We start from the raw sequence: 19,254 nt of genomic DNA on the forward strand, positions 1-19,254 counted from the left end.
ATCGGGGAGAAGGTGCCCGGCAGGGCGGATGAGGGGGCCACGCGGCAACACGCCTGCCGGTTGCCCCACCCCATCGCTCTCGTCCGTTTTTGCGGTTGTGCAGATGCGGCATTCTTTGATAGCAGAAGCAACGTTTTTGGATCGCCCTGCCCGCGGGCGCAAGGAAAAGATTGACATGCCAAACCTTCTTCTCGAACTCCGCTCCGAAGAGATTCCGGCCCGCATGCAGCGCAAGGCTGCCGGCGACCTGAAGAAGCTCGTCACCGATGCGCTTGTCGAAGCGGGTCTATCCTACGAGGGCGCACGCGAATACTGGACGCCGCGGCGGCTTGCGCTCGACATCCATGGCCTGACGGCCCGTTCAGCCGATGTGCGCGAGGAACGCAAGGGACCGCGCACCGACGCCAACGAGAAGGCGATCGAAGGTTTTCTGCGCGGTGCTGGCCTGTCCTCCGTCTCCGAGGCGCAGGTGGTGAGCGATCCGAAGAAGGGCGATTTCTACGTCGCAGTCATCTCCAAGCCCGGCCGTGCGACGGAAGAGATCGTCAGCGATGTGATGCCCGGCATCATCCGCGATTTTCCCTGGCCGAAATCGATGCGCTGGGGCAAGGCCTCGTCGAAGCCCGGCGCCCTGCGCTGGGTGCGGCCGCTGCAGTCGATCGTCTGCACATTCGGCCCGGAGCATGAAGAGACCACCGTCATCCCCTTCGAGATCGACGGCATCACCGCTTCCAACATCACCTACGGCCACCGTTTCCACGCGCCCGAGGCGATCACGGTGCGGCGCTTCGACGATTATGCGGCGAACCTGGAAAAGGCGAAGGTCATCCTCGACGCCGAGCGGCGCAAGGACATCATCCTGCACGACGCCCGCGATATCGCCTTTGCCAACGGGCTCGAGCTGGTGGAAGACGAAGGCCTGCTGGAGGAGGTCTCCGGCCTCGTCGAATGGCCGCAGGTGCTCATGGGCAGCTTCGAGGAGGATTATCTCTCGATCCCCTCAGAAATCATCCGGCTGACGATCAAGACCAACCAGAAGTGTTTCGTGACGCGGCCGCAGGGTGGCGAAACGCTGTCGAACAAGTTCATCCTCGTCTCCAATATCCAGGCAAGCGACGGCGGCAAGGAAATCGTCCACGGCAACGGCAAGGTGGTGCGGGCCCGGCTTTCGGATGCGCTGCATTTCTGGAAGCGCGATCAAGGCAATCTGCCGGATCTCGAGACGCTGACGGCTTCGGCGGCAAAGTTCGGCCTCGACATCAAGAAGCCGCTCGACCAGCGCATGGCCAAGCTCGATGCGCTTGACGTGACCTTCCATGCCAAGCTCGGCACACAGGGCGCGCGCGTCGCCCGCATCCGCACGCTGGCCAAGGAATTGGCCACTATAACCGGCGCAGACGCGGCTCTGGTCGATCGTGCCGCCGTGCTCGCCAAGGCGGATCTGCGCACCGAAGCCGTCGGAGAGTTCCCGGAACTGCAGGGCTTGATGGGCCGCAAATATGCGGTGCTGCAGGGCGAGAATGCTTCCGTTGCCGCGGCGATCGAGGACCACTACAAGCCCCAGGGCCCATCGGACCGCGTGCCTGAGGACAGAGTGGCGATCACGATCGCCCTTGCCGACAAGCTCGATACGCTGATCGGCTTCTGGGCTATCGACGAAAAGCCGACCGGGTCGAAAGATCCGTTCGCCCTGCGGCGTGCGGCGCTCGGTGTCGTCAGGATCCTGCTGGAGCGAAGGATCCGCCTGCCGCTGCTGGCGACGACCAGGGATGGCGACCTGCTCTCCTTCTTCCACGATCGTCTCAAGGTCTATCTGCGCGACCAGGGCGCCCGCCACGATCTGATCGACGCCGTGCTGACGCCCGATGCCGACGACCTGCTGATGGTGGCGCGCCGGGTCGAAGCGCTGACGGCTTTCATCACCTCTGAAGACGGCAAGAACCTGCTTTCCGGCACCAAACGCGCGACGCAGCTGCTTGCCGCCGAGGAAAAGAAGGGCACGGTCATCGCCGACGGCGTTTCGCCAGCGCTTCTGAAGCTCGATGCCGAGAAGGAGCTCTTCGCCGCAATCTCCAGCGCCTCGAAGGATGCCTCGGACGCAGTTGCCGGAGAGGATTTCCGCTCGGCGATGGAAGCGCTTTCCAAGCTGCGCGGCCCGGTCGACCGCTTCTTCGAAGAGGTACTCGTCAACGACGAGGACGCCGCCATCCGCGCCAACCGTCTCGCTTTGCTGCGGCTGATCCGCGAGGCGACGGGAACGGTTGCGGATTTCTCGAAGATTTCGGGGTGATGTTCGGCCGCCATCGGCCGTCTGGCATTGCCGCCGCCGAGGCGTTATTCATGCAGACATGCAGAGCAAGATTCTCGTCAGCGCCTGTCTCATGGGCCACGCCGTCCGCTATGACGGGCGGGCGAAGCCGTTGCTTCATCCTGTGATCGAGACATGGCGGGCCGAGGGCAGGCTGGTGACGATCTGTCCGGAGATGTCGGCGGGCATGACGGTGCCGCGGCCGCCGGCGGAGATTGCTGGGGCGGCAACCGGCGAGGATGTGCTGGCCGGCAAGGCGCGGGTTGTCGAATTGACGGGTGCCGACGTGACGGAAGAGTTCCTGCAGGCGGCAAGGAATGCCGTGACGCTCGCACTGCAAGCCGGCTGCCATTATGCGCTGCTCATCGACGGCAGCCCGTCCTGCGGATCCGGTTTCATCTATGACGGCACGTTTTCCGGCCGCAAGCAGGCCGGTAACGGCGTGACGGCGGCGGCGCTAAAAGCGGCCGGTGTCGAAGTGTTTTCCGATCACGAAATCGAGCAGTTGATCGACCGCATCGCGGAATAGTGGGCCAAATGGCACGGCCGCCGGAGAACCGACGGCCGCTAAGAATTTGGTGATAAAATTTCCTATTGTCCCCGCGCCGTTTAGGCGGCACGGCGACCTTGATGCATGGCCGGGGCAGCGCTTTCGCCACTGACGCGGAAGCCGCGGATGAGGTCGATCAGCTCGTCGGTATCGGTGGCGAGTGTCTCGGCGGATGCCGTGGTCTCTTCAGCCATGGCGGCATTCTGCTGGGTGGCGGCGTCGAGCTGGTTCATCGAGGACGAGATCGAGCGCAGCGTCGTGTCCTGTTCGGAAGCGCTGTGGGCAATCTTGGCGACGATCTCGTTGGCGGCCTTGATCTGGTCGGAGATGCGCTTCAGCGCTTCGCCGGCCTCACCGACCAGACGGACGCCGTGGTCGACCTGGCTGGAGGAGCGGGCGATCTGATCCTTGATCTCCTTGGCCGCAGCCGCCGAGCGCTGGGCAAGTTCGCGGACTTCCTGGGCGACGACCGCAAAACCCTTGCCGGATTCACCGGCACGCGCCGCCTCGACGCCGGCATTCAGCGCCAAGAGGTTGGTCTGGAAGGCGATCTCGTCGATGACACCGATGATCTTGGTGATCTCCGAGGACGACTTCTCGATGCCGCTCATCGCCTCGATCGCCTGGGTGACGATCGCATCGCTATGGGTGGCTTCGGTGCTGACCGAGTGAACACGCTTGCTGGCCTCATGGGCGCCGTCAGCCGTCTGACGGACGGCGACGGTGAGTTCGTCGAGTGCCGCCGAAGTTTCTTCCAGGCTGGCGGCCTGGCGCTCGGTGCGCTGCGACAGTTCGTTCGAAGCGCGGCGGATCTCTTCCTTGCTGGTGCCGATATCGGTGCCCTTGGCGCTGACCTTGGCCATGGCGGCTTCGAGATGCGACAGCGCATCGTTGAAGTTGTCGCGGAGGGCGGCATATTTCTGGCCGAGATCGGCGCAGCGGACAGTGAGATCGCCGCGGGCAATCATCTCCAGTGCCTGGCCGATCGTCGTCACCACCTGCGCCTGCAGCGTTGCTTCGTCCTGCTGCTGGCGCAGATTGTTTTCGCGCTCGCTTTCCAGCGCCAGCTGCTGGGCCGCCTCGCGATCGGACATCGCATGACGTTCCCTGATCTTTTCCTGCAGCGACTGTGTCGCCTTGGCCATCATGCCGACTTCATTGTTCATGCCGATGTGCGGAATGGTGATCGAAACGTCCTCTTCGGCGACAGCCTTCAGGGCGGCATGGACGTTGTTGAGAGGTCCCGATATGCCGCGGATGACGAAGTAGGCGGCAGCCATGGCAAGGAAGAACAGGACGATGCTGCCGGAGAGTGCGGTCAGGATCGTGCTGTTTATCTGTGCATCGAGATCGTCCATATAGACGCCGGTGATGACGACGACCTTCCAGGGATCGAAGGCCTGTCCATAGGCCGTCTTGCGGTAATCGCCGACCGGCTGGCCCGGTTTGCTGGTGGAATAATATTCGACGAGACCGCCGCCCTGCTGCCCGAGCTTGACCAGCTCTTCGCGATAGAGCTTGCCCTTGCTGTCCGGCTGACCCTTCAGGTTCTGCCCGACTTTCGCGGCATCGTAGTGGAACATCATCTGGACGTCGTAGCTATAGCCGAAGAAATAGCCGTCCGGATCGTATTTCATCCCGTTGACGGTGGTGTAGGCCTGCTTCTGGGCATCCTCCAGCTTCATTTCGCCGGCGGTGACCTTGGCCTGGTAAAGCTTGAGAACGGAGACCGCCGACTGAACCTCGGCGCGCAGCATGTCGTAACGCTCCTTGTAGATCGCATCGACCGAGGAGCGGATCTGCAGGGAGGTGGCGATCGCAAAGGCGATCATCAGGCCGACGACCAGCAATATGAGCTGCTTCGATATCTTCAAATTTTTCATGACGCCTCGCAACGGGAATGAATGGCTGCATTCCGGTGCGGTTTTCTACCGCCTGTGCGAGCGCGCCAAACAAGACGGCGCGTCTACCGCTGCTAAAACAAACATGCTGCGACCGGGTAAGTAACAATTGATGCTTACCCTATAAGAAAGCTTTAATTTTATTGAACGCGGCGCGAGTTTCCCTAAAAATCGAGGGGTAATTTGCAAGGCAAAACCGCCGGATTTCAGGCATATTAAAACAGGAATGCACCCTCGCTTCTCTTCGAGGGTGCATCCGGTCCACCGGAGGTGGAACCCCAAGCGATCGAAACCTTGATCAGGCAGGGGCAGGGAACTTTGGTTTTTACGCAATTCCCGGCAAAACCGCTGCGCGCTTTGCCTGGGAAAACCGCTGCGCACTTTCGCGCGACATGCTTTAGAAACGCAGCTTGAATTCGGAAACGTTCAGGGCTGCGGGTTGTTCCGCCATGCCGGCGGAAACGGGCTTGGCGTCGCCGCCGATGACAGCCGCCGTCGTCGCATTCATGTCGATGCCGTCGGCAGGCAGGGCGGAAGGCGCCGCGGCAAGCATCGCTTCCGGGGTCGCCTTGCTGACGAAGACGACGGGCGAGCCGCCCATCCAGCCTTCGGTGCGATAGAGCTTCTTTTCGCCGCCGACATCGCGGATTTCACTCGCCTGGAGGACGCCGGGCTTCAGCTCCGGCACCGTATAGTCCTTCTTGGTCAGCTCGTCCTGGAGCGGCGGGCAATGGGCGCAGGTTTCGGTGACGATGCTGCCTTCAGCGGACGGCGCAGTCTTGCCGACCACCTCGATCGAGGACGCCATTGCAGAACCTGCCATCAGCAGGATTGCCGCACCGAGGAAAATCTGACGCATCAAAGCTACTCCGTCTCATCTTCGGAGCAAATTAACGCAGCTTTGTTTCCATCCCGTCAGGGGAAAGGGTAAAAATTTAAAGAACGCGGCAGTTTATACTCACTGCGATCCGGTTTCGCGCTCGATCGCCCGCCAGCCGATGTCGCGCCGGCAGAAGCCGTTTTCCCATCTCACCCTGTCAAGCAGCGCGTAGGCGCGGTCCTTGGCCTCGGCGACCGTGCCGCCTGACGCGGTAACATTCAGCACACGGCCGCCGGTCGCAACCAATGCGCCGTCCTTCAGACCCGTGCCGGCATGAAACACCTTCTCGCCCTCGCCTGCCCCCGGCAGGGAGAGGATCGGCGTATTCTTCTCGTAGGCGCCGGGATAACCCTTCGAGGCCATGACCACCGTCAGTGCCGGATCGTCGCTCCATTCGGCCTTGACCTGATCGAGCGTGCCGTTGGCGGTGGCGAGCAGCAGCGGCAGGAGATCGCTCTTCAACCGCATCATCAGCACCTGGCATTCGGGGTCGCCGAAGCGGACATTGTATTCGATCAGCTCCGGCCCCTTCCTGGTGATCATCAGCCCGGCGAAAAAGACGCCGGAGAAGGGATGACCGCTCTCGGCCATGCCGCGGATCGTCGGCTCGATGATCTCCTTCATGGTGCGCTCGACCATTTCGGCGGTCATCACAGGCGCCGGCGAATAGGCGCCCATGCCGCCGGTATTGACGCCGGTATCACCCTCGCCCACCCGCTTATGATCCTGGGCGGTTGCGAGCGGCAGCGCATTTTTGCCATCGCAGAGACAGAAGAAGCTCGCCTCCTCGCCATCGAGATAGGCTTCGACGACGACTTCAGCGCCGGCAGCGCCAAAGGCGCCTTCGAAGCAGTCGTCGACGGCAGCCAGGGCCTCGTCCAGCGTCATCGCCACGGTCACGCCCTTGCCGGCGGCAAGACCATCGGCCTTGACGACGATCGGCACGCCTTGGGCACGGATATAGGCTTTCGCCTTCGGTCCATTGTTGAAGCGCTGGTAGGTGCCTGTCGGAATATCGTAGCGGGCGCAGATATCCTTGGTGAAGCCCTTGGAACCCTCGAGCTGGGCGGCGGCAGCGGAGGGACCGAAGACCGCTAGGCCATCGGCGCGCAGCCGGTCTGCGAGGCCGGCGACGAGTGGCGCTTCGGGACCGACGACGATGAAGTCGATCGCCTTCTCCCGGCAGAAGGCGGATACCGCTTCATGATCCTCGACGTCGACCGGCACGAGGACAGCGTGTTCCCCGATGCCGGGATTGCCGGGCGAAGCGTAGAATTCGCTCATCAACGGCGATTGCGCCAGCTTCCAGGCGAGCGCATGCTCGCGTCCGCCCGATCCGATCAACAGAACCTTCATGCGCCACCCCTTTCCTGTTCCGTCAGGCGGTTAAGGGCCACAGGCTGAAAGGTCAAGCGAGAAAGCTTACCAGCCCCCGCCTCCCCCACCTCCGCCACCGCCACCGGACGAGCCGCCGCCGGAAAAACCGGAGGATGAGCTCGACGGCGGCGGTGAAGGTATCGTCGACGCGATGGTCGAGGCCATCGACGAGGAAAAGCCGCCGATACGATCGGAGAAGCTGCCACTGTTGAAATTGCCGGAATACCAGGCGGGCGCATAGGCTGCAGCCGTGCCAGCGGCAGCGGCCGCAAGCCAGGTCTCGAAGGTGCGCGACCAGGGCTTTTCGACGCCGAGCGCCACCGCATAGGGCAGCAGCGTCTCGAAATGCCGCGGCGACATATCAGGTGCGCCTGCCGTGTTCATCCGGTCTTTCTCGGCAAGCGTCAGATATTGCCGCAGGCCGTCTATGCCATCCATCATCTTGGCGCCGAGCGGGGTCGGCGCACCCATGATGAAGAAATAGAGAATGTTCAAAAGCACGATGCCGCCGACGGCAAAGAGCATCGGCGTCTCGTGCAGTTGCACCAACGAGGAGGCAAGCGCCAGCCCCATGGTCGCCAGGATGCTGATGCCGACGAAGACGCCGATCGCGGCGGAGATGATGGCGATGATCTTGCCAAACAGCGACTTGCCGCGATGCAGCGACCTGACGAGACCGGCGACGAACACCGAAACGAAGACCGAGATGACGATCGGGATCAGCATCACCGCGATGGTGTCGGGCTCAAGCGAACCGAAAACGAACAGGATCACCAGGGCCGCGGCGCTGAGCGCGATGCCGCCTGCGGTATAAGCCAGGTTGGAATTGTAATATTTGCCGCGGTGCTCCTTCTCGATCGCCGAGCGGAAGGCCTGGCCGACGGACTTCACCCGCTCGCCATTGGCCTTGTCGATCGTCAGCGTCGAGCCGGCGCCACCGGCAACTCTCAGCAATTCGATCTCGCCGGCCTGGAATTTCTCCTTGCCGAGCGGCTTGCCGGTTCCGCGGATGACGATCGAATTCTTCAGGTCTTCGAGCTTGACGTAACCGCGGACGGCAAGATTGAGCGCGGTGGCGGACAGCGCCGTCCAGCCCTCTCCGGAGAAGCCCTTATTGTCGATATAGTTGACCAGCGCCGGCGAGATACCATCAGGCGCGTCCCAGCGTGGCACGACGACGCCACGGGCGGGATCGCGGCCGACCTTCAGCCAGGAGCGCGTGTAATAGGCGAAAACGAGGATCAGGCCGCCGAAGCCGATGAAATAATTGCGGTTGTCCTTCAGCCACCAGGTGCTTTCCATGTCCGCGCTCGGCGGATCGATCGACCCCTTCGGCATGCGGATTGCAAAGGTCAGCCCTTCGTTGGGGCCAAGGGGCGTGGTGGTGGAAAAGACCAGGCCAGCGCCGGTCTCGCTGACGCGGGCGTTCTTTCCGGTGGCTCCCTGCGGGCCGGTGAAGAAGGTCGTCTCCGTCGCGCTGACGTCAGGCGGCAGCTTCACCGTCGCAGTTGCCAAGCGGATCGGGAAGATCCAGCCATTGCCGGTGACGTTCCAATAGAGTTCGTCATGATCGTCGAAATAGCGGATCTGGCGATTGGTCCTGTAGGTGAAGACATATCGATGACGGCCCGGCGTCACCGTCACATCGGCAGAACCGGCATAGATGCGGATGCCGCCTGAGATCGATTCGGTGTGCCAGGGCTCGTCGTCGCCGTCGCGCTGGACCGACACCACGTCGAAATCGACGCTGCGGCGGCGGCCCGCAGCGTCGGTGAAATAGAGCGGGAAATCACGGAAGATGCCATGGTTGATCTGGTTGCCCTCGGCATTGACGGTGATCGTTTCGGTCACTGTCATCGCACCGCTTTTTTCGAGCGCGATGTCGGACGCGAAACTGTCGATCACCTCGGCGGCAAAGGCCACTGGGGCGGCGAGCATCAACAACAGTGCAAAGCAAAATCCGAAAAACCGACGCCCCATCCCTGTCTCCCCGCCGGCAGCCTCGGCTGCGTTTCGTCAATCGTTGTCCTGATAGGTCACGCCGAGGGCCGCCAGAGTCCTCCAATAGGCTGGGAAAGTCTTGCCGACGCAATCGGGATCGAGAATGGTGATGCCGTCGATCTTCAGCCCGGCGAGTGCGAAACTCATGGCGATGCGGTGATCGGCGAAGCTGTCGATCTCAGCCAGAAGCGTCTGACCAGCGAGAGCAGGATCGGAATGGACGATCAGATCGTCGCCGTCCTCCACGGCCAGGCCTCCGCGGATATTGTTGAGCCCCGTGGACAGGGCGCGGATGCGGTCGCATTCCTTGACTCGCAGATTGGCGATGCCAACGAAGCGGACCGGCGTCTCATTGAAAGCGGCAAGCACCGCGATCGTCGGAACGGCATCCTGCATCTGCGAGCCGTCGATTTCAGCCGGCAGATGCGGGAATTTGGCGATCGCCTCGTAGGCCTTGGCATCCGGCTGGGTGAAGGCATCGTTCGGCACGCCGAGATCGATCTTGCCACCACTCAGCACTTCGGCCGCCCAGAGATAGGTCGCGGCGGATGCATCCGGCTCGACGATGAAATCGGTGGCCCGGTAGGTGGTCGGCTCGACGCGCCAGATGACGGGACTGGTCTTTTCGACGTTGGCACCGAAGGCCTTCATCGCCGCCGTCGTGAGATCGATATAGCCAAGAGCGCCGATATCCTCACCGACGAGTTCGATATCGACAGGACGGTCGCCGCCGGCCGCCATCATCAGCAGCGCCGAAACATATTGGCTGGACAGGCCGCCATCGATCAGGATTCGGTCGGCCTCAAAGCGGCCGGTGCCCTTGACGGTGACCGGCGGGCAGCCGGTCTCGGCTGTGACGTCGATGCCGAGCGTGCGCATAGCCTCGACCAGCGGACCGATCGGGCGCTTGCGCATATGCTCGTCGCCATCGACGACAACGGTGCCGTCGACAAGGGCGGCGGCCGCCGTCAGGAAGCGTGTCGCCGTGCCGGCATTGCCGAGGAAGAGCGGCGCCTTCGGCGGCTTGAGCCTGCCGCTGCCGGTGACGACGAAGGTGGTGTCATCGGGCTCGTCGATCGAAACCCCCATGGCACGCAGCGCATCAGCCATATACCGCGTATCGTCGCTCTTCAGCGCACCCGTCAACCGGCTGGTGCCTTTGGCAAGGCCTGCGAGCAGCAGTGCGCGGTTGGTGATCGATTTGGAACCCGGCGGCATGGCGCGGCCCGAAAGCGGCTTGCCCGGCGGGATGATTGTGAGTTTGTCTGTGCTTTTCATGCTATGTCTTCCGTCCATAGGGCGACTCTAAAGCGCGTGCCGCGCTTTAGGTATTTGGTTTTGGGCATGTCGTCATCGCAAAACCGCTGCACACTTTTGCGCGACATGCTATAGCCGGCCGCGATCTGCCCCTGCTCTTAATCGCTTTCTCGCAAAGGCAAAATGCCGGATCGTCAGAATTTCACGGTGGGGACGGCGCGGTCGGCCTCGTTGGTGATTTCGAAATATTCCCGCTTGGCAAAACCGAACTGACCGGCAACGAGATTGGAGGGGAAGCTTTCGACCTTGACGTTCAGGTCGCGGGCGGCACCGTTGTAGTAACGCCGGGCCATTTGGAGCTCGCCTTCCATGGTTTCCAGCGAAGCCTGCAGCTCGGCAAAGTTCTGGTTGGCCTTGAGATCGGGATATGCCTCGGCGAGCGCGATCACCCGGCCCAGCGCCTGGCCGAGCAGACCTTCCGCCTGCGCCCTGCCCGCGACATCGCCTGATGGCACGGCCTGCGCCTTGTTGCGGAGCTCAACCACCTCTTCGAGCGTCGACTTTTCATGGGCGGCATAACCCTTGACCGTCTCGACCAGGTTCGGGATCAGGTCGGCGCGACGCTTGAGCTGGACGTCGATGCCCGACCAGGCCTCTTCCGCCATCTGCCGCGCGCGAACCAGGCCGTTGTAGACGAAGACGAGATAAAGCGCGACCAGAACGATGACGCCAAGTGCAATATACATCGCGAATCCCCGCAGCGAAGTAATGTCCGGGCGGACACTAAGCGGTTTTGGCGGCTGCGGTCAAACGCCGGCATCTCCAAGGCTTCGGGTGCCGACTAGCCACTTATATGGACGATACGGCCGGCGGGCTGTTGCGTCACGCCGCCTCTTTCGAGAGATTGACGCCGCCGGCGTCGGTCAGCAGGAAGGCTTCGCCACAGGCCTTGGCAAGCGTGCGTACGCGCAGGATATAGCTCTGGCGCTCGGTGACCGAGATGACGCCGCGGGCGTCGAGCAGGTTGAAGACATGGCTTGCCTTAATGCACTGGTCATAGGCCGGGAATACGCATCTGTGCAGGCGCTGGTTGGCGTTGTCGCCGGGGGCGCCGGCATCGAGCAACGCCCGGCATTCCTTCTCGGCATCGACGAAGTGGCGATGCAGCATCTCGGTATTGGCGAATTCGAAATTATGGCGCGAATATTCCTGCTCGGCCTGCAGGAAAACGTCACCATAGCTGATCTTCTCGTCGCCGTCGCGGCCGTTGAAGTTCAGGTCGTAGACATTGTCGACGCCCTGGACATACATGGCGAGGCGTTCGAGACCATAGGTCAGTTCACCAGCGACGGGCGAGCATTCGATGCCGCAGACCTGCTGGAAATAGGTGAACTGCGAGACTTCCATGCCATCGCACCAGCACTCCCAGCCGAGGCCCCAGGCGCCGAGCGTCGGGCTTTCCCAGTCGTCCTCCACGAAGCGGATATCATGCAGCAGCGGATCGAGGCCGATCGCCGCCAGCGAGCCGAGATAAAGCTCCTGCAGGTTGGGCGGGTTCGGCTTCAGGATGACCTGGTATTGGTAATAATGCTGCAGCCGGTTCGGGTTCTCGCCATAGCGGCCGTCGGACGGGCGCCGCGACGGCTGGACGTAGGCCGCCTTCCACGGCTTCGGGCCGAGGGCGCGCAGCGTGGTGGCCGGATGGAACGTACCGGCACCGACTTCCATGTCGTAGGGCTGCAGCACCGCGCAACCCTTGTCCGCCCAGTAGTTATGCAGGGTCAGGATCAGCGCCTGGAAGGAGCGCTTCGGGTTCATATGGTCTGAGATAGCTGACATCGAACGGCACCGATTGCTTGGGATTTATCGGCGCGACAGGTGCCATGGAGGGCGGCGGGGGTCAAGACATTTGCGGCGGACAGCCGGCGATGGCCGATATGGAAGAGGACTTCGCCGCCTCTCACCCTAACCCTTGTGGCAGCGGGGAATACCCCCCTCTGCCCTGCCGGGCATCTCCCCCACAGGTGGGGAGATCGACCAGTGGCTAGGGTTTCCCCAAACAACGAAAGCGCCTGCGCGAAGCAGTCAGGAAAGCCGAGACATTTCCCCTTGCCAATCTCCCCCCTTGTGGGGGAGATGTCCGGCAGGACAGAGGGGGATTCCAAGCCCGCCCTACGCTGCGCACTGCTAAGCGACTGCCGGATGAGAGGCAGATGAGTGGCGACGCCTTTTATTCTCCCTCGCGCTTCAACCGGTATTCTCCCGTCGCCGGGTCCTTGATCAGCGTGCCGATTGCGCCGGTCTGGCGCTCCTTTTCAGCGCGCCGCGACTTTTCGGCGAGCTTGCGGGCATCGGAGACGAAGCGGCGGTAGAGCCACCAGGCTGAGAAAACCAGGACCAGGATCGTAATAAGCTGTGCCATGCCCCTCTCTTGCTCCTCTCAAAGTCCGAAACGGCTCCACAATGCTCTCTCTTCCGCCGCTTCGACAAGCCCCGTCGCGAGGCCGGATACAGCACCTTCGAGCGAGACTGGCGATACGCCTGGAATCCGGCGGCCGAACAGGCCGCGGCCGGCGGTGACGAGCTCCAGCTTGGTCTTCTGGCCGTAGCGCCTCTTCAATTCCTGGCGCATGTCGCCGAGGCCATCGATCAGGCCGAGTTCGAGGCCGCGTGTGCCGCTCCAGAACAGGCCGGAAAACACCGTCGCATCGTCCGTCAGCTTGCCGGCACGGCGCTCGCGCACCATGGAGATGAAGACCTGGTGAATTTCGAGCTGCAGGCTCTTCAGATACTCGATGTCCTTTTCCTTTTCCGGCTGGAAAGGATCGAGGATCACCTTGTTTTCGCCCGCCGTATAGACGCGGCGCTCGACGCCGATCTTCTTCAAGAGCTCGGGAAAGCCGAAACCGCCGGAGACGACGCCGATCGAGCCGACGATGGAGGTGGCGTCGGCGATGATCTCGTCGCCGGCAAGCGCGATCATGTAACCGCCCGAGGCGGCGACATCCTCGACGAAGACCAGAACCTTCTTCTGCTTCTCGCGGGCGAGCTCGCGAATGCGGGTGAAGATCAAGCGCGACTGCACGGGTGAGCCGCCCGGCGAATTGATCGAGATGGCGACCGCCGGTGTGTCCTTCATGGCGAAGGCCTTTTCCAGAACCGGAGAGACATTGGCGAGGTTGAGGGTCGGCCGGAACTGGCCACCGCCGCTGATGATCGCCCCCTGCAGGCGAACGACCGGAATGGTGATGCCGTCCTTGCGGAACCGTTTCGGCATCAGTTTTCTCAAGAATCCGGCCATTTCCCATCCTTCGCTTCAGGTCGTTCGATCGTCACCCATGTATGCGCTGGAACGACAAACGCAATGGCTGCGTTCCTGAAAACATTGGGTTTGAATTTGTTGTTGCGAATGACTTGCATTGTCATTCTAACTCGTCATAGTGCGATGCACGGTAAAACAGGTGGAATTCGTATGGACGTTCTCAATCCGAAGACAAAGAGCGGCTGGCGGCACGAACGCGGAGAAGCGTCGCTGTCGGATGTCTACCGCACCGTCGGAACCGGGCGTCACAGCTCGATGTGGCGAAGGGCGGCAGCCTTCGCCGGGCCGGGCTACATGGTCGCCGTCGGTTACATGGACCCCGGCAACTGGGCGACCTCGCTCGCCGGCGGCTCGAAATTCGGCTATGCGCTGCTCACCGTCGCGCTGCTTTCCAACCTGATGGCGATCGTGCTGCAATCGCTCTGCGCGCGCCTGGCGATCGCCTCCGGCCGCGATCTCGCGCAGGCCTGCCGCGACGCCTTTCCGAAATATGTCTCGGTGCCGCTCTGGGCCTTTGCCGAGATCGCCATCATCGCCACCGACATCGCCGAGGTGATCGGCACGGCGATCGGCCTCAACCTGCTGATGGGGATTCCGCTCGAACTCGGCGTGCTGATCACCGCGCTCGACGTCTTCGTGATCCTCTTCCTCCAGAAGCTCGGTTTCCGCTGGGTGGAAGCCTTCATCATCGCGCTGCTCGGCGTCATCGCGGTCTGCTTCGGCGTGCAGATCCTGCTGGCCGACCCGCAATGGGGCTCCGTCCTCACCGGCTTCTTCCCGACGACCGAGATCGTCACCAATCCGGAGATGCTCTATCTGGCGCTCGGCATTCTCGGCGCGACCGTCATGCCGCACAATCTCTACCTCCACTCCGGCATCGTGCAGACGCGGGCCTATGGCCATACCGTTCCCGAAAAGAGGGAGGCGCTGACCTTTGCGACGATCGACTCGACGGTCGCGCTCTGTTTCGCGCTGCTGATCAACGCCTCAATCCTGATCCTGGCGGCCGCTGCCTTCAATGCCAACGGCAAGACCGATGTCGTCGAACTCGGCGATGCCTATTCGCTGCTGTCGCCGCTGCTCGGCCTCGCCATCGCGCCGACGCTGTTCGGCATCGCGCTTCTCTGCTGCGGCCTCAACTCGACTGTGACGGCGACGCTTGCCGGCCAGATCGTCATGGAAGGCTTCCTCAAGATCCGGCTGAAGCCGTGGGTGCGCCGCCTGATTACCCGCGCCATCGCCATCGTGCCGGCAGCGATCGTCACCATCTGGTATGGCGACCAGGGCACGGCGGAGCTGTTGATCCTGACCCAGGTGGTGCTCAGCCTGCAGCTTTCCTTCGCCGTCTTCCCGCTGGTAATGTTTACCGCCGACAAGGCCAAGATGGGCGAACTCGTGGCGCCGCGCTGGCTGAGCGGCATCGCCTATCTGATCGCGATCGTGATTGCCGGGCTGAACGTCAAGCTGCTCCTCGACTTCGTCACCGGCTGAGGCAATTCCGGAAAAAATGGGAAGCAGTTTTTCCCGGAATTGCGTGGGAACGAAACCGGTCTAAAGCCTGGCATAGGCCGCCCGGCCATTGTTGAAATCATCGACGAGAGGGGAGAACTTGTGGCTCCCCTCTTCGTGCATGATGAGGGCCGCACGCAGCGACAGCCGCGCCCGCGATCCCTTGATACCAGTCACCAGGATACGCACGGCATTTTCGCCGGGACGCGGATGGATGGCGGTGATCTCGATGCCGCCGAAGCGGCGGCCGCAGGCAGTGATGATCTCGGCAATCGACTGGGGCCTGGCAATCAGCGACAATTGCCCGCCTGGGATCATGATGGCGCCGGCCGTGCGGATCCAGCTTTCGAACAGGCAGTCGGTCATCGCATGAGCTTCGGCCTTCAGCGCATCCGGCGTGCGCCGGTCGCCGGCGTCGTTGAAGGGCGGGTTCATGATGACGTGGTGGAAGCTCTCATCGGTGAGCCCCGCATCGTTGCGCGCCTTGGCGGTTAGCGTCACATCGGCCTCGACGACGCTGACTCGCCCCGCGATGTGGGCATTGTCAGGCAGCAAGATGCTGCGTCGGGCATAATCGGCCATCTCGGCCGAGCGCTCGAAAAGCACCACTTCCGCATCGGCAAGGCGCGAGGCGACGGCAAGGCCAGCAGCACCGGCGCCGGCACCGAGATCGGCGACCCTGACCTTTCGATCGTCGGCGACCAAAGCCGCAAGCAGCATCGCATCCATGCCGGAGCGATGGCCCCTGCCCTTCGGCTGCACCACATGGAAGCCGCCGCGATGAAAGGCATCGACAGTGTCAGTGGCGTTCATCGGAACTCACTTCCGCTCCCGCAGCTCGCCGCCGAGACCGGCATCGATGAGGATGCGACGCGCCTGATCGGCCATCTCCTCATCCACCAGCAGTCGGCGCGACAGCATGTCGAGTGAGCCTTCCAGCACGCTCATGCCCTGATCGGCGATGAAGCAGTGAATTCCGGCATCCTTCATCAAACTCTCGGCATAAGAGAGCAGAACGGGGTCGTTGGCGCGGATGAGCTCATGCATTGCCGTCGTTTTCCTTCCAATTTCGCCCAGCGCGACAATTCACCCCTTGCCGCGTCCATCGCCCCTTTCTATTGTCAGGTACAATGAATGAATAGGAGTCCGGGTCGTTGGGCGTGGTCATACCGCTTGAAGAAAGCAAAAACAAACTGGCATCCATAAAACCGTTGGTCGATCTCACCAGGGTGGATATGGAGCGAGTAAACCAGCTCATTCTGTCTAAGGCCGGCTCCGATGTGCAGATGATCCCCGAAGTGGCGAACCATCTGATCTCGTCCGGCGGCAAGCGGCTGCGGCCGATGCTGACGCTGGCCGCCGCTTCGCTGTTCGACTACAGGGGCGAAAACCACGTCAAGCTCGCCACATCGGTCGAGTTCATGCACACAGCAACACTGCTGCATGACGACGTCGTCGACGAAAGCGATCTGCGCCGCGGCAAATCGACGGCGCGGATGATCTGGGGCAACCAGGCAAGCGTGCTGGTCGGCGACTTCCTGCTCGGCCAGGCCTTCCGCATGATGGTCGATGTCGGCTCGCTCGATGCGCTCGACGTCTTGTCTTCCGCCGCCTGCGTGATCGCCGAGGGCGAGGTGCTGCAGCTTTCCGTCGCCAAGAACATGGAGACGACGGAGGACGATTATCTCTCGGTCATCCGCGCCAAGACGGCGGCTCTCTTTGCCGCCGCCGCCGAAGTCGGGCCGATCGTCGCCGAGGCCGGCCGGTCCGGCCGCAATGCCCTGAAATCCTACGGCATGAATCTCGGGCTCGCTTTCCAGCTGGTCGACGATGCGCTCGACTATGGCGGCAAGGCGGCCGATCTCGGCAAGAATGTCGGCGACGATTTCCGCGAGGGCAAGATCACCCTGCCGGTCATTCTCGCCTATCGTCGCGGCACCGCGGATGAGCGCGCCTTCTGGCGCGATGCAATCGAGGCCGGCAACAGCACCGACGCCAACCTCGAAAAAGCGCTGGGACTGATCACCAAATACGGTACGCTCAGCGACACGATCGGCCGCGCGATCCATTACGGCACGATCGCGCGGGATGCGCTTGCGCCACTTCCCGATACGGTCTGGAAATCCGCCCTGATGGAAGTGATCGACTTCTGCATCGAGCGCGTCAATTGATCAAACGTCCTTGATCGCCGGCTGATTTTCTTGCAGCGCCGCTTCAAAAAAGCCATCCTGTTATGAATCAGTGATCGCAACTGATTTTGCGACCGGCACCATTTGTCGGGACGCTGTCGAAGAAAGGTTTCCTAATGCGGCAGAGAATCGCCATCCGTCTTCTTACGAGCGCAGCGCTAGCCGCTGTCCTTACGCTCAGCGGTGTCGGCGGCGCGAACGCCGAGGATGCGGCCAAGACAGACGATGCCGGCACAGCCGTTCATTTCGATGCGGACAGCGTCACCACTTTCTCCGGCGCCTTCCTCGCCGCGCGCACGGCCGATGTTGATCACGACTATGAAACGGCGATCGAACTCTACAAGAAGGCGCTGCAGATCGAGCCCGGCAATCCGGAGATTCGCCAGCGGCTGATGATCTCGCTGCTGCTCAATGGCGATATCAAGGACGGCGTCATATATGCCAATGACCTGAAGGGCGATCCTTCCGTCGAGCGCATCACCACGATCGTACGCGGCATGGATGCCGTGCGCCGCGGCGACTACAAGTCCGCCGAGGCCATTCTGAAATATAAGGGGCCAAACGATCTCGACCGGATGATGAACGACCTGCTGCTTGCCTGGGCCCGCGTCGGTGCCGGCCGCGGCAAGGAAGCGCTGACGATGGTCGAGAAGATGAAGGGGCCGGACTGGTTCCGCATCTTCCAGAATTACAATGCCGGGGCGATCGCCATCGCCATCGGCGACGTGAAATCCGCCCGAAAGCATCTGAACGATGCCGTGCTCGACAAGGAGGGCGGAGCGACCGCGCCCGACACCTTCATGCGCGCGATCATGGCGCTTGCCCGCCTTGAAGCAACACAAGGCAATAAGCAGAAGGCGCTCGACGCCGTTTCCGTCGGCGACAACCTGCTGCCGAACTATGCGCCGCTGAACGCGCTGCGCGACAGTATCGAAAAGAACGAGAAGCAGGAACAGCAGGTCAAGACGGCCGAAGAAGGTGCCGCCGGCGTGCTCTTCTCGGTTGGCGGCGCACTGAACCGCGACGGCGCCGAGGATATCGTCTCGCTTTACCTGCAGACGGCCAATGCGCTCGATCCGAACAGCGCCGATACGCTGGTGCTGCTCGGCGGCATTGCCGAGAAGCAGAACCAGATGGACCGCGCCATCGCGCTCTACAAGAAAGTGCCCGAGAATTCACCGATGCGGCGCATCTCCGAACTGCAGCTCGGCCTTGCCCTTGCCCAGGGCGGCAAGGTGGATGAGGCGCGCAAGCACCTGCAGGCGCTGATCGCCTCCGACCCGAAGGACATCCGCAGTTACCTCGCCTATGGCAGCGTGCTCTCCGACGCCAAGGACTACCAGGCGATGGCCACGAATTACGACAAGGCCGTCGAAGTGATCGGCCCCATCCCCGGCCGCGCCAACTGGAGCGTCTTCTTCCAGCGCGGCATCGCCTATGAGCGGCTGAAGAAGTGGGACCAGGCGGAACCGAACTTCCGCAAGGCCTTAGAGCTCAATCCCGACCAGCCGCAGGTGCTGAACTATCTCGGTTATTCCTGGATCGACATGAACCGGAACCTCGACGAAGGTCTCGGCATGATCAAGAAGGCCGTCGAGCTTCGCCCTGACGACGGCTACATCATCGATTCGCTCGGCTGGGCCTATTTCCGCCTCAACCGCTTCGACGATGCCGTCGACGAGCTGGAGCGGGCCGCACAAATCAAGGCCGGCGACGCGACGATCAACGACCATCTCGGCGATGCCTACTGGCGCGTCGGGCGCAAGCTCGAAGCCGTCTATCAGTGGAACCGGGCGCTCGCCTCCGAGCCCGAAGCTGCCGAGATCCCGAAGATCAAGGACAAGGTCGCCAACGGCCTGCCTCCCGTCAGCGACGATGCCAAGGCGGCCGACAAGAAGCAGCCGGACCCGGCACCGGTCACCCCGCCGCCGGTCGACAAGAAATCCTGACGGGCTGATAA

16 protein-coding genes are annotated in these 19,254 nt (G+C 62.3%); 5 read left to right on the top strand and 11 right to left on the bottom strand.

Translation table 11 applies throughout. The features are described from left to right. The first annotated feature begins 175 nt into the window (after positions 1-175). Positions 176-2,290 carry a glycine--tRNA ligase subunit beta gene (gene glyS / locus G9X64_RS23665; protein ID WP_168311048.1) on the top strand — a complete coding sequence of 705 codons (2,115 nt, stop codon included), beginning with the start codon at positions 176-178 and terminating at the stop codon, positions 2,288-2,290. A 58-nt stretch (positions 2,291-2,348) separates the two neighbouring features. After that, positions 2,349-2,837, top strand: a complete 489-nt coding sequence (locus G9X64_RS23670; protein ID WP_168311049.1) for a 2-thiouracil desulfurase family protein — start codon at positions 2,349-2,351, stop codon at positions 2,835-2,837. A gap of 80 nt (positions 2,838-2,917) precedes the next feature. On the opposite strand, the gene G9X64_RS23675 is transcribed toward G9X64_RS23670, so the two are convergent. From G9X64_RS23675 to G9X64_RS23715, 9 genes are all read right to left on the bottom strand, one after another. Beyond that, complete coding sequence (locus G9X64_RS23675) at positions 2,918-4,741, bottom strand: methyl-accepting chemotaxis protein (protein ID WP_168311050.1); 1,824 nt, start codon at positions 4,739-4,741, stop codon at positions 2,918-2,920. A 415-nt stretch (positions 4,742-5,156) separates the two neighbouring features. Next, on the bottom strand, positions 5,157-5,618 hold the full coding sequence (locus G9X64_RS23680; protein ID WP_168311051.1) for a plant virulence effector HPE1-like domain-containing protein: 462 nt from the start codon (positions 5,616-5,618) through the stop codon (positions 5,157-5,159). 99 nt (positions 5,619-5,717) lie between these two features. Next, a complete protein-coding gene (gene purD, locus G9X64_RS23685; protein ID WP_171377455.1) occupies positions 5,718-6,995 on the bottom strand; it encodes a phosphoribosylamine--glycine ligase in 1,278 nt (425 codons plus the stop codon). Positions 6,996-7,061: 66 nt separating this feature from the next. Next, on the bottom strand, positions 7,062-8,996 hold the full coding sequence (locus G9X64_RS23690) for a DUF2207 domain-containing protein (protein ID WP_171377456.1): 1,935 nt from the start codon (positions 8,994-8,996) through the stop codon (positions 7,062-7,064). A gap of 36 nt (positions 8,997-9,032) precedes the next feature. Further along, a complete protein-coding gene (locus G9X64_RS23695) occupies positions 9,033-10,295 on the bottom strand; it encodes a 3-phosphoshikimate 1-carboxyvinyltransferase (protein ID WP_168311392.1) in 1,263 nt (420 codons plus the stop codon). A gap of 173 nt (positions 10,296-10,468) precedes the next feature. Next, positions 10,469-11,020, bottom strand: coding sequence for a LemA family protein (locus G9X64_RS23700; RefSeq protein WP_171377457.1), 552 nt, complete (start codon positions 11,018-11,020; stop codon positions 10,469-10,471). Positions 11,021-11,156: 136 nt separating this feature from the next. Beyond that, positions 11,157-12,113 carry a glycine--tRNA ligase subunit alpha gene (locus tag G9X64_RS23705; RefSeq protein ID WP_168311393.1) on the bottom strand — a complete coding sequence of 319 codons (957 nt, stop codon included), beginning with the start codon at positions 12,111-12,113 and terminating at the stop codon, positions 11,157-11,159. A 391-nt stretch (positions 12,114-12,504) separates the two neighbouring features. Further along, positions 12,505-12,696: a hypothetical protein gene (locus G9X64_RS23710; protein WP_168311394.1), complete on the bottom strand. Its 192-nt coding sequence runs from the start codon at positions 12,694-12,696 to the stop codon at positions 12,505-12,507. Between the two features lie 18 nt (positions 12,697-12,714). Further along, on the bottom strand, positions 12,715-13,575 hold the full coding sequence (locus tag G9X64_RS23715) for a S49 family peptidase (protein ID WP_168311395.1): 861 nt from the start codon (positions 13,573-13,575) through the stop codon (positions 12,715-12,717). Between the two features lie 171 nt (positions 13,576-13,746). Here G9X64_RS23715 and G9X64_RS23720 point away from each other — a divergent pair, with 171 nt between their 5' ends. Then, positions 13,747-15,087 (top strand): Nramp family divalent metal transporter, encoded by a 1,341-nt coding sequence (locus G9X64_RS23720; RefSeq protein ID WP_168311396.1) that lies wholly within the window; start codon positions 13,747-13,749, stop codon positions 15,085-15,087. A gap of 60 nt (positions 15,088-15,147) precedes the next feature. On the opposite strand, the gene G9X64_RS23725 is transcribed toward G9X64_RS23720, so the two are convergent. Together G9X64_RS23725 and G9X64_RS23730 are read right to left on the bottom strand one after the other, a co-directional pair. After that, on the bottom strand, positions 15,148-15,918 hold the full coding sequence (locus G9X64_RS23725) for a tRNA1(Val) (adenine(37)-N6)-methyltransferase (RefSeq protein WP_168311397.1): 771 nt from the start codon (positions 15,916-15,918) through the stop codon (positions 15,148-15,150). A 6-nt stretch (positions 15,919-15,924) separates the two neighbouring features. Then, on the bottom strand, positions 15,925-16,152 hold the full coding sequence (locus G9X64_RS23730; RefSeq protein ID WP_168311398.1) for a putative signal transducing protein: 228 nt from the start codon (positions 16,150-16,152) through the stop codon (positions 15,925-15,927). A 107-nt stretch (positions 16,153-16,259) separates the two neighbouring features. On the opposite strand from G9X64_RS23730, the gene G9X64_RS23735 reads away from it, so the two are divergent. Continuing rightward, positions 16,260-17,276 (top strand): polyprenyl synthetase family protein, encoded by a 1,017-nt coding sequence (locus G9X64_RS23735; protein ID WP_168311399.1) that lies wholly within the window; start codon positions 16,260-16,262, stop codon positions 17,274-17,276. Positions 17,277-17,410: 134 nt separating this feature from the next. Further along, a complete protein-coding gene (locus G9X64_RS23740; protein WP_168311400.1) occupies positions 17,411-19,243 on the top strand; it encodes a tetratricopeptide repeat protein in 1,833 nt (610 codons plus the stop codon). Positions 19,244-19,254: the final 11 nt, after the last annotated feature.

Source organism: Rhizobium sophorae, from assembly GCF_013087515.1.
Lineage (GTDB): Bacteria > Pseudomonadota > Alphaproteobacteria > Rhizobiales > Rhizobiaceae > Rhizobium > Rhizobium sophorae.